The sequence below is a fragment of the Mesorhizobium huakuii genome, assembly GCF_030160235.1.
Taxonomy (GTDB): Bacteria; Pseudomonadota; Alphaproteobacteria; order Rhizobiales; family Rhizobiaceae; genus Mesorhizobium; species Mesorhizobium huakuii.
The window spans coordinates 22,027-31,392 of the sequence record NZ_BSNY01000070.1 but is presented as its reverse complement, the minus strand read 5'-3'; the positions used below and the strand labels follow the sequence as shown (position 1 = coordinate 31,392).

At 65.4% G+C, this 9,366-nt stretch carries 10 protein-coding genes; 7 read left to right on the top strand and 3 right to left on the bottom strand.

Annotation, left to right across the window (positions count from 1 at the left end; all coding sequences use genetic code 11):
- Window positions 1-214, bottom strand: a 214-nt coding sequence (locus QQK95_RS32165) for a helix-turn-helix domain-containing protein (RefSeq protein WP_284278534.1), incomplete at its 3' end; no start/stop codon positions are given.
- A 93-nt stretch (window positions 215-307) separates the two neighbouring features.
- Between QQK95_RS32165 and QQK95_RS32160 the strand changes: the two genes are divergently transcribed.
- Window positions 308-1,192 (top strand): aldo/keto reductase family oxidoreductase, encoded by an 885-nt coding sequence (locus QQK95_RS32160; protein ID WP_284278533.1) that lies wholly within the window; start codon window positions 308-310, stop codon window positions 1,190-1,192.
- Window positions 1,193-1,218: 26 nt separating this feature from the next.
- On the opposite strand, the gene QQK95_RS32155 is transcribed toward QQK95_RS32160, so the two are convergent.
- Window positions 1,219-1,554 carry an ArsR/SmtB family transcription factor gene (locus QQK95_RS32155; protein WP_284278532.1) on the bottom strand — a complete coding sequence of 112 codons (336 nt, stop codon included), beginning with the start codon at window positions 1,552-1,554 and terminating at the stop codon, window positions 1,219-1,221.
- A gap of 213 nt (window positions 1,555-1,767) precedes the next feature.
- Between QQK95_RS32155 and QQK95_RS32150 the strand changes: the two genes are divergently transcribed.
- The 6 genes from QQK95_RS32150 to QQK95_RS32125 all read left to right on the top strand — a co-directional run bounded on the left by QQK95_RS32150 (window position 1,768) and on the right by QQK95_RS32125 (window position 8,798).
- Entirely contained in the window at window positions 1,768-3,075 is a 1,308-nt protein-coding gene (locus QQK95_RS32150; protein ID WP_284278530.1) for an NAD(P)/FAD-dependent oxidoreductase, read from the top strand.
- 151 nt (window positions 3,076-3,226) lie between these two features.
- Window positions 3,227-3,427 (top strand): YgaP family membrane protein, encoded by a 201-nt coding sequence (locus QQK95_RS32145; RefSeq protein WP_027047108.1) that lies wholly within the window; start codon window positions 3,227-3,229, stop codon window positions 3,425-3,427.
- Window positions 3,428-3,438: 11 nt separating this feature from the next.
- Window positions 3,439-4,401, top strand: coding sequence for an efflux RND transporter periplasmic adaptor subunit (locus QQK95_RS32140; RefSeq protein WP_284278529.1), 963 nt, complete (start codon window positions 3,439-3,441; stop codon window positions 4,399-4,401).
- Window positions 4,398-7,592 (top strand): efflux RND transporter permease subunit, encoded by a 3,195-nt coding sequence (locus QQK95_RS32135; RefSeq protein ID WP_284278528.1) that lies wholly within the window; start codon window positions 4,398-4,400, stop codon window positions 7,590-7,592. Before QQK95_RS32140 ends, QQK95_RS32135 begins: the two co-directional genes overlap by 4 nt.
- Before the next feature lie 109 nt (window positions 7,593-7,701).
- The gene (locus QQK95_RS32130; RefSeq protein ID WP_284278526.1) at window positions 7,702-8,106 is read left to right on the top strand and encodes an OsmC family protein; all 405 of its coding nucleotides are present in this window, start codon (window positions 7,702-7,704) and stop codon (window positions 8,104-8,106) included.
- Complete coding sequence (locus QQK95_RS32125) at window positions 8,103-8,798, top strand: VIT1/CCC1 transporter family protein (protein ID WP_284278525.1); 696 nt, start codon at window positions 8,103-8,105, stop codon at window positions 8,796-8,798. The genes QQK95_RS32130 and QQK95_RS32125 overlap by 4 nt, the downstream gene beginning before the upstream one ends.
- 32 nt (window positions 8,799-8,830) lie before the next feature.
- Here the strand turns inward: QQK95_RS32125 and QQK95_RS32120 are convergent, their stop codons facing one another.
- Window positions 8,831-9,298, bottom strand: coding sequence for a DUF2231 domain-containing protein (locus tag QQK95_RS32120; protein ID WP_284278524.1), 468 nt, complete (start codon window positions 9,296-9,298; stop codon window positions 8,831-8,833).
- Between the last annotated feature and the right edge of the window lie 68 nt (window positions 9,299-9,366).

The window sequence follows — 9,366 nt, the reverse complement described above, 5'->3', positions numbered from 1 at the left end:
GCCCGACGGAGCGCACCAGGCGCTCGCCGGCCTCGGTGGGCGCCACGCTGCGCGTGGTGCGGTTGAGGAGCCGCACGCCGAGCCCGGTCTCCAGCCGCCGCACCGTCTCCGAGAGGCTGGAGGCGCTGACATTGCCCACCCGGGCCGCCTCGCGAAAACCGCCGGCGCGCGCCACCGCCATGAAGGCCTGCAGGTCGCCAAGATCCGTCGCCATTGTTCGCCTTTCCGCACAGGCTGTGCCGATTGCGCCATATTATCGCGCAGGCGCGCTTTGTCTACATAGGGCTGATCCAAAGGAGATAAGACCATGACCGACATCAGCAAAGCCGGAACCTTCAAGCTCGGCGACCGCACCGTGAAGCGCCTCGGCTACGGCGCCATGCAACTGGCGGGGCCTGGCGTCTTTGGCCCGCCGAAGGACCGCGACGCGGCCCTCGCCGTGCTGCGCGAGGCGATCGCCAGCGGCGTCGACCACATCGACACATCGGATTTCTATGGCCCGCACGTCACCAACCAGATCATCCGCGAGGCGCTGCACCCCTACCCCGCCAACCTCACCATCGTCACCAAGGTCAGCGCCCGGCGCGGCGCCGATGCATCCTGGCTCCCCGCAATGTCGCCCAAGGAACTGACCGAGGCCGTGCACGACAATCTGCGCAATCTCGGGCTTGATGTGATCGAGGTCGTCAACCTGCGCTCCATGCATGGCATCCACGGCCCCGCCGAAGGATCGCTCGAGCCGCAGTTGAACACGCTCGCCGAATTGCAGCGTCAGGGCCTCATCCGCCATATCGGCATGAGCAACGTCACATCGACCCAGATCGCCCAGGGACGCAGCATCGCCGAGATCGTCTGCGTGCAGAACCAGTACAATATCGCGCACCGCGAGGATGACGCGCTGATCGACGCGCTTGCCGCCGACGGCATCGCCTATGTGCCCTTCTTCCCGCTCGGCGGCTTCACGCCGCTGCAGTCGGACACGCTGGCCAATGTCGCCAGGAAACTCGGCGCGACCCCGATGCAGGTGGCGCTCGCCTGGCTGCTGCGCCGCGCGCCCAACATCCTGCTCATCCCCGGCACCTCCTCGGTCGGCCATCTCAGGGAAAATCTGGCGGCGGCCGAACTCGACCTGCCCGCCGATGCGATCAAAGTGCTGAACGGCATCGGCAGTGAAGCCGAGCAAGCGGCATAAGGCGATTGCTGCTGTCGGTCGGCAGCCTATCGGCTGCCGACCTTGGCGATCCTTGTCTGCGGGTCGCAATAGATGCCGTAGAGCGTCTGCAGGATTCGCTCGACCTCCACCGAAGCCAGGCGGTAGTAGACCTGCTGGGCGTCGCGCCGCGTGTCCACGAGCTTGAGCGCGCGCAACTTTGAAAGCTGCTGCGACAGTGCCGACTGGTTCATCGAAACCAGTTCGGCCAGTTCGTTCACACTCGTCTCGCCGTCCAGCAGATGGCACAGGATCATCAGCCGTTTTTCATTTGCCATCGCGGCGAGCAGTTCGGACGCTTCGCGCGCCTGCTTGTCCAGTTCGGCTATTTTTATATTGCGCATATGAACACATTATCATATTAAGAGTTACGAATAATATTAGCCTGGGACAGCTGCCTGTCAAGTCGATGGGATCGATACCGATGCTTCGCTCCGTCAATGTCGCTTGATCAGCGTCAAGTCGCAGCCCGCCACAATGGCGCAAAATCAGCCAATCCCGCGCGGGATCAGCAGTGTTGGCGTTGCGCCAAAGCGACGCCGCAAAGGAGGAAGAGCATGGCGCATATAGTCGTCCTGGGTGCCGGGCTGGGAGGCACCATCATGGCCTACGAGCTTCGCGACGGACTGGCCGGGGAACATCAGGTCTCCGTCGTCAACAATGGCAGCCACTATTCATTCGTGCCGTCCAACCCCTGGGTCGCCGTCGGCTGGCGCGACAGGCAAGCGGTGGAAATAGACCTTGCTCCGGTGCTGGCACGGCGCAAGATCGGCTTTCATCCGCAGGGAGCCAGGCGCGTCCACCCGGTCGAGCGCACGGTGGAACTCAACGACGGCTCATCTGTCTCCTACGACTATCTGGTGATCGCCACCGGCCCCGAACTCGCTTTCGACGAGATCGAGGGCCTCGGGCCGGAGCACAACACCCAGTCCGTCTGCCACATTGATCACGCGCTCAAGGCAAGGACGGCCTTCGACGCGCTCGTCGCCAAGCCGGGCCCGGTCGTCATCGGCGCGGTCCAGGGCGCGTCCTGCTTCGGGCCGGCTTACGAATTCACCTTCATCCTCGACAAGGCCTTGCGCGACGCCAGGGTGCGCGACCGCGTGCCCATGACCTTCGTCACCTCCGAACCCTATATCGGCCATCTCGGCCTCGACGGCGTCGGCGACACCAAGGGCCTGCTCGAGAGCGAGATGCGCCAGCATCACATCAAGTGGATCTGCAACGCCAAGGTCGACAAGGTCGAGCCCGGCAAGATGTTCGTCCAGGAACTCGCCGACGACGGATCGGTCAGGCAGGCGCATGAATTGCCGCACGCCTATGCCATGATGCTGCCGGCCTTTCGCGGCGTGGCGGCGGTGCGCGGCATCGAAGGCCTGACCAATCCGCGCGGCTTCATCCTTGTCGACAAGCACCAGCGCAACCCGGCGTTCCCCGAGATATTCGCGGTCGGCGTCTGCGTCGCCATCCCGCCGATCGGCAAGACGCCTGTCCCCGTGGGCGTGCCCAAGACCGGCTTCATGATCGAATCCATGGTCACGGCGACGGCGCGCAACATCGGCCGGCTGGTGGAGGGCAGGCAGCCTGACGCCCAGGGCACATGGAATGCGGTCTGCCTCGCCGATTTCGGCGATTCCGGCGTCGCCTTCGTGGCGCAGCCGCAGATCCCGCCGCGCAATGTCAACTGGTCGTCCTCCGGCAAATGGGTGCACACCGCCAAGGTCGGTTTCGAGAAGTATTTCCTGCACAAGATAAGGGCCGGCAAGTCCGAACCCTTCTATGAGCGCCTCGCATTGCAGGCGCTTGGGATCGACAAGCTCAAGCAGATCAAGGTCGAGGCATCAGCGGACGTCCCGGGAGCCTGACCGGCGCAAGCCGCCGCGGCCGGCCCTGCGGACGGTGGTTGGCAGGCACGGCGAAGGCGCGCAACCGCCAGCGACAAATCTGGCATCGCCCCTTGCGGTCAACGGTAATATTCATATATTTATATATCATCATGTACAAATGGAGATGACAATGTCCCTCGACCGTTCCGTTCTCGCCTTCGCCGGCGTCATGGTGCTGCTGTCCGTCGTGCTCACCGCCTTTGTCTCGCCGCTCTTCGTGTGGCTGACGGTTTTCGTCGGCTTGAACATGCTGCAGTCGGCGTTCACCGGCTTCTGCCCCGCGGCGATGGTCTTCCGCAAGCTCGGCATCAAGCCGGGATGCGCGTTCTGAGGAAAATCCGGATGCGCATGCCGCTTTTGTTCGCCGCGTTGTTGGCGGCCTCTCCGGCGCTTGCCGGCACGCTGACACTGGTGCCGACGACTGTGACCGAATGGAAAGCGGTCTATGGCCGTGTCGAGGCGCGCGACACCGTTCCGGCGCGCGCCCGTATCGGTGGCGTCGTCGTCGACCTGGCCGTCACGGAGGGCGAACTGGTCAAGGCCGGACAGAAGATCGCGACCGTCCAGGACGACAAGATCGCGTTTCAGGTCGCCGCCCTGGACGCCCAGCTTCGTGCCTTGAAGGCACGGTTGGACACCGCGCAGTCCGAACTTGCCCGTGGCCAGACGCTGGTCGACAAGGGCGTCATGACCGCGCAGCGGCTCGATCAGCTGCGCACCGAGGTCGACGTCGCGCGCAACCAGCTTGCCGCGACCGAGGCGCAGCGATCGGTGATAGTGCAACAGGGCGCCGAGGGCGATGTCTTTGCTCCCGGCGACGGCCGCGTGCTGACCGCGCCGGTGACGCGTGGTGCGGTCATAATGGCCGGTGAGGTCGTGGTCACCATTGGCGGAGGCGGGGTCTTCCTGCGGCTGGCCGTTCCGGAGCGTTACGCAGCGTCCCTGAAAGAGGGCGCCGCCATCCGCATCAATGCCGGCGGCAAGGAGGCCCCCGGCCACCTCGCCAAGATCTATCCGCAGATCGACAATGGCCGCGTCATCGCCGACGTCGAGGTCGATAATCTCGATACCAATTTCATCGATGCCCGTGTCCTGGTCGAGCTGCCGGTCGCCGAGCGCTCCGCGCTGCTGGTGCCGGCTTCGGCAATCCAGACCCGTTCGGGGATCGACTTCGTGCGCGTCGCCGCAGGCGGCGGCAGTGTCGAGCGCGCGGTGGTCACAGGCGAGCGGACAAGACGCGCCGACGGCGACTATGTCGAGATCCTGACCGGTCTTGCGGCTGGCGACGTCGTGGTCACGCCATGAAAGGTCCCGCCTCGTTCGGCATCGCCGGCGCGCTGACGCGGGCCTTCATCGCGTCGCCGCTGACGCCGCTTTTCCTGGTCGCCGCCTTCGCCTTCGGGCTGGTGGCGCTGCTCACGCTGCCGCGCGAGGAGGAACCGCAGATCTCGGTGCCGATGGTCGACATCTTCGTGCGCGCCGACGGGCTGAAGGCCGACGACGCCGTCAAGCTGATCACCGAACCGCTGGAGACGATCGTCAAGGGCATCGACGGCGTCGAGCATGTCTATTCGCAGACGCGAGACGACCAGGTGATGGTCACCGCCCGCTTCATCGTTGGCACCTCGTCGGACGCTGCCGTGCTGCGCGTCCACGACAAGGTGCGCGCCAACATGGACCGCATTCCCGTCGGCGTGCCCGAACCGCTGATCGTCGGCCGCGGCATCGACGACGTCGCCATCGTCACGCTGACGCTGTCGCCGAAGCCGGAGGCGGCCGCGCGCATGACGGCCAACGACCTCACCCGCATCGCGCGCGAGCTGCGCACCGAGATCGCCAAGATCGACAATGTCGGCCTTACCTATCTGGTCGGCGAGACCGGAGAGATCATCCGCGTCAATCCGAACCCCGAAAAGCTCGCTCTTTACGGCGTCACCCTGCAGCAGCTCGCCGCCAAGGTGTCGGGCGCCAACAAGGCCTTTCCCGCCGGACGTGTGCGCGACAAGGGCGAGCAGATCGATATCGTCGCCGGCGAGACATTGGCCTCGCCCGACCAGATCGGCAACCTGCTCCTGACCTCGCGCGACAACCGTCCCGTCTATGTCCGCGACGTAGCCGACGTCGCCTTCGCCACCGACACCGGTGATACGCTGGTGTCAACGGTCACCAGGGCCGGCGTTGGTGTCGATCGCGTGCCGTCGGTCACGCTCGCCATCGCCAAGCGCGCGGGATCGAACGCGGTCGCTGTCGCCGACGCCATCCTGCACCGGGTCGCATTGCTCCAGGGCGGGCTGATCCCCGCCGATATCTCGATCGACGTGACGCGCAATTACGGCGAGACCGCCAACGACAAGGCCAATGAGCTCCTCTACCATCTCAGCCTGGCGACGATCTCGATCATCGTGCTGGTTTGGGTCGCCATCGGACGCCGCGAAGCGATGGTCGTGGCCGTCGTCATTCCGGTGACCATCCTGCTCACGCTGTTTGCCTCGCGCGTCATGGGCTACACGCTGAACCGCGTCTCGCTGTTCGCGCTGATCTTTTCCATCGGCATCCTCGTCGACGATGCCATCGTGGTGATCGAGAATATCTCGCGCCACTGGGCCATGGGGGGTCGAGATCGCCGGCAGGCGGCGATCGAGGCGGTGGCCGAAGTCGGCAACCCGACCATCGTCGCCACCTTGACCGTGGTCGCCGCCCTGCTGCCGATGCTGTTCGTCTCGGGAATGATGGGCCCCTATATGAGCCCGATTCCCGCCAACGCCTCGGCGGCGATGATCTTCTCCTTCTTCGTCGCGGTGATGGTGACGCCGTGGCTGATGGTCAGACTTGCCGGGCAGGCGCCGGTGCATGCCCATCAGGATCATGGCAATGGCGGCCCGCTCGGCCGCGCCTACACCGCCATCGCCCGGCCGATCCTGGCCTCGAAGAAGGCAAGCTGGGCCTTCCTGCTGGTCGTCGGGGTGTTGACCCTGGGCTCGCTCGCGCTGTTCTACACCGAGCATGTCACGGTAAAGCTCCTGCCCTTCGACAACAAGTCCGAACTGTCGGTGACCATCGACCTGCCGGAAGGGTCTTCCGTCGAAGCGACCGATGCGGTGGCGCAGGCCGTCGCCGCCAGGGTTCTCGACTTGAAGGAGGTTCGATCGGTCCAGACACATGCCGCGACCGCGTCACCCTTCAACTTCAACGGCCTCGTCCGCCATGCCGTCCTGCGCACCGAGCCGCAGCAGGGCGACGTGGCGCTCAACCTGCTGCCGAAGGCGAACCGTGCCCGCTCCAGCCATGAGATCGCGCTCGACATCCGCCAGCGCATCGCCACGATCCCCGTACCGCAAGGCACCAGCCTGAAGGTGGTCGAGCCGCCGCCTGGCCCGCCGGTGATGGCGACGCTGCTGGCCGAGATCTATGGACCCGACGGCGAGACCCGCCGCCAGGTTGCCGCCAGGATCGAGACGGCGTTCCGCTCGGTGCCCTTCATCGTCGACGTCGACAACTCCTGGGGACAGCCGGCACGCCGGCTGCGCGCCACGATTTCCGCCGACGATGCGGAGTTCTTCCATGTCGAGGAAAACGACGTCTTCGACACGCTTGCCATCCTCAATGGGGGCAAGACCGTCGGCTATTCGCATCGCGGCGGTGGCCGCCAGCCGATCCCGATCCGCATCGAGCGGCCGAAGGGCGAAAGGACGCTCGACGAGCGCTTCCTGACAACGCCCATCCCGGCGAATGTCCTGCCTGGCGACCGCGGCGTGGTCGAACTTGGCGATGTCGTGCGGGTGACGCCGGAGCGCGCTTCGTTCCCGGTGTTCAGGCACAATGGCCGCGCTGCCGAAATGGTGACGGCCGAGCTTGCCGGCAGCTTCGAGGCGCCGCTTTACGGCATGCTCGCCGTCAGCAAGGCCATCGACGCACAGGACTGGACCGGACTGCAGAAGCCCGTGATCTCGTTGCATGGCCAGCCGGAGGATGAAAGCCGGCCGACGCTTTTATGGGACGGCGAATGGGAAGTCACCTGGGTGACCTTCCGCGACATGGGGGCGGCCTTCGGCGTCGCGCTGCTCGGCATCTACATCCTCGTCGTCGCCCAGTTCGGCTCGTTCAAGGTTCCCCTGGTGATCCTGACACCGATCCCGCTGACCTTCGTCGGCATCCTCGGCGGGCACTGGCTGTTCGGGGCGCCGTTCACGGCCACCTCGATGATCGGCTTCATCGCGCTGGCCGGCATCATCGTGCGCAATTCGATCCTGCTGGTCGACTTCATCCGCCACGCGGCGTCGCCCGACAGGCCGTTGAGCGAGGTGCTGATCGAGGCCGGCGCGATCCGGTTCAAGCCGATCCTGCTCACCGCGCTTGCCGCCATGATCGGCGCGGCGGTGATCCTGACCGACCCTATCTTCCAGGGGTTGGCGATCTCGCTGCTGTTCGGCCTGGCCTCCTCGACGCTGCTGACCGTGCTGGTTATTCCAGCGATCTACCGGGTGCTGCGCACGTGAACGGGAATAGAGCGGCCGGATTCTGACCTGGATCAACTCCGGGCTGCCTAACACAGGCTAGAACCTCCTGCACGGCACCCGCTGCACGGGCGCCGGAGCAGGTGGCACCATGTTCGAATACAGCGTTGAAGCCAGACGGACCGATGCACGAGGCAGCGTGGCCACGACCAAGAACGCCGCGCTTGTTCTCGACACCTGTCTCGATGGCAGGGCCGATGCCTTCAATCCAGCCGAACTGCTTCTCGCGGCGATTGCAGCCTGCATGATCAAGGGCATCGAGCGCGTCACGCCGATGCTCGATTTCAAGCTGCGCGGCGTCAAGGTTGCGTTGCATGCCGTTCGGCGCGACAGCCCGCCGGGCATTGCCTCGATCGACTACGAGCTTGTTGTCGACACCGATGAAACCGACCAGCGACTGGAGCTGTTGCACAAGAACGTCCGCAAGTACGGCACGATTTCCAATACAGTTGCGGCGGCCACGAAACTCGAAGGCACGATCAGGAGAAAAACATGAGCCGCCTGCATGTCGAAAATCACCAGGTGTCGCGCATCGGCTGGCTGCGCGCCGCCGTCCTGGGGGCCAATGACGGCATCGTCTCGACCGCGAGCCTGATCGTCGGCGTGGCGTCGGCCGCCGCGCCGGCCTCGCAGGTCCTGGTCGCCGGCATAGCCGGCCTGGTGGCAGGCGCCATGTCGATGGCGGCCGGCGAATATGTCTCGGTCAGCTCCCAGTCGGACACCGAGAATGCCGACCTCGCCCGCGAACGCCGGGAGCTCGAGACCCAGCCCGAATTCGAGCGCGAGGAGCTGGCGCAGATCTACGTCAAGCGCGGGCTGGCGACGGACCTGGCCCACCAGGTCGCCGACCAACTCATGGCCAGGGATGCGCTGGCCGCGCATGCCCATGACGAACTCGGCATTTCGGAAATGACCACGGCGCGGCCGATCCAGGCGGCGCTGACTTCGGCGGCGACCTTCAGCGTGGGCGCGGCAATGCCGCTGCTCATGGTGCTGGTGTCGCCGGCCTCAATGCTCGTACTGGCGGTCTCGCTTGCGTCCCTGCTCTTCCTTGCGCTGCTTGGCGCCATCGGCGCCAAGGCGGGCGGCGCCAACATCCTTCGTGCAATGTTGCGCGTGACGTTCTGGGGCGCCTTCGCCATGGCGCTCACCGCCGGCATCGGCGCGCTGGTCGGCACCGCGGTGTAGGCGGCCGGCCACCTGCCCGGCCGCCTGTGCCATCAGCCGCCGACCGCGGCCTTGGCGACATTGACGCCAAGATCGTACACCAGGATGCCGCCATAGTAGGCGGTGATCGTGACCAGCACGGAACCGGCGATTTCGATCGCCGGAATGGCGACGGCCATCGAGCCGATGCCGCGATTGCGCACCCACAGGCCCAGCCTTACGGCGCCCCAGATGAGGAACGCCAGCGCGGTGACGCCGCCCAGCCCCTCATGTGTTTCCGCCACCGGGCTGCTGAAGCCGCCCGATTCGGCAAAATCCAGCGCCAGCCCGCCAAGATACCAGGTCGCAACGGCAAACAGCCCGGCGGCCACCGCCAGGCCGGTCGAGATTGTGCCGGCGCCGCTGCGCACCGTCATGTCGTGGCGCCGCCAGAACCCGACGATGTCGACCAGCGTCACGGTCAGGATGATCACGATCGGAAAATGCACGAATATCGGGTGGATATGCTGAATGGGAACCATGCTGCTTCTAACCTTCTCTTGAAACGAATCGAAAATGCCCGTCGTCAACGGGCACCGGGCGCAACATA

What these genes read in the sequence shown, in the direction of transcription:
- QQK95_RS32160 (WP_284278533.1), top strand. Translation starts at nt 308, where the DNA reads ATGACCGACATCAGCAAAGCCGGAACCTTCAAGCTCGGCGACCGCACC.
- QQK95_RS32155 (WP_284278532.1), bottom strand. Translation starts at nt 1,554, where the DNA reads ATGCGCAATATAAAAATAGCCGAACTGGACAAGCAGGCGCGCGAAGCG.
- QQK95_RS32140 (WP_284278529.1), top strand. Translation starts at nt 3,439, where the DNA reads ATGCGCATGCCGCTTTTGTTCGCCGCGTTGTTGGCGGCCTCTCCGGCG.
- QQK95_RS32120 (WP_284278524.1), bottom strand. Translation starts at nt 9,298, where the DNA reads ATGGTTCCCATTCAGCATATCCACCCGATATTCGTGCATTTTCCGATC.
- QQK95_RS32150 (WP_284278530.1), top strand. Translation starts at nt 1,768, where the DNA reads ATGGCGCATATAGTCGTCCTGGGTGCCGGGCTGGGAGGCACCATCATG.
- QQK95_RS32135 (WP_284278528.1), top strand. Translation starts at nt 4,398, where the DNA reads ATGAAAGGTCCCGCCTCGTTCGGCATCGCCGGCGCGCTGACGCGGGCC.
- QQK95_RS32145 (WP_027047108.1), top strand. Translation starts at nt 3,227, where the DNA reads ATGTCCCTCGACCGTTCCGTTCTCGCCTTCGCCGGCGTCATGGTGCTG.
- QQK95_RS32125 (WP_284278525.1), top strand. Translation starts at nt 8,103, where the DNA reads ATGAGCCGCCTGCATGTCGAAAATCACCAGGTGTCGCGCATCGGCTGG.
- QQK95_RS32130 (WP_284278526.1), top strand. Translation starts at nt 7,702, where the DNA reads ATGTTCGAATACAGCGTTGAAGCCAGACGGACCGATGCACGAGGCAGC.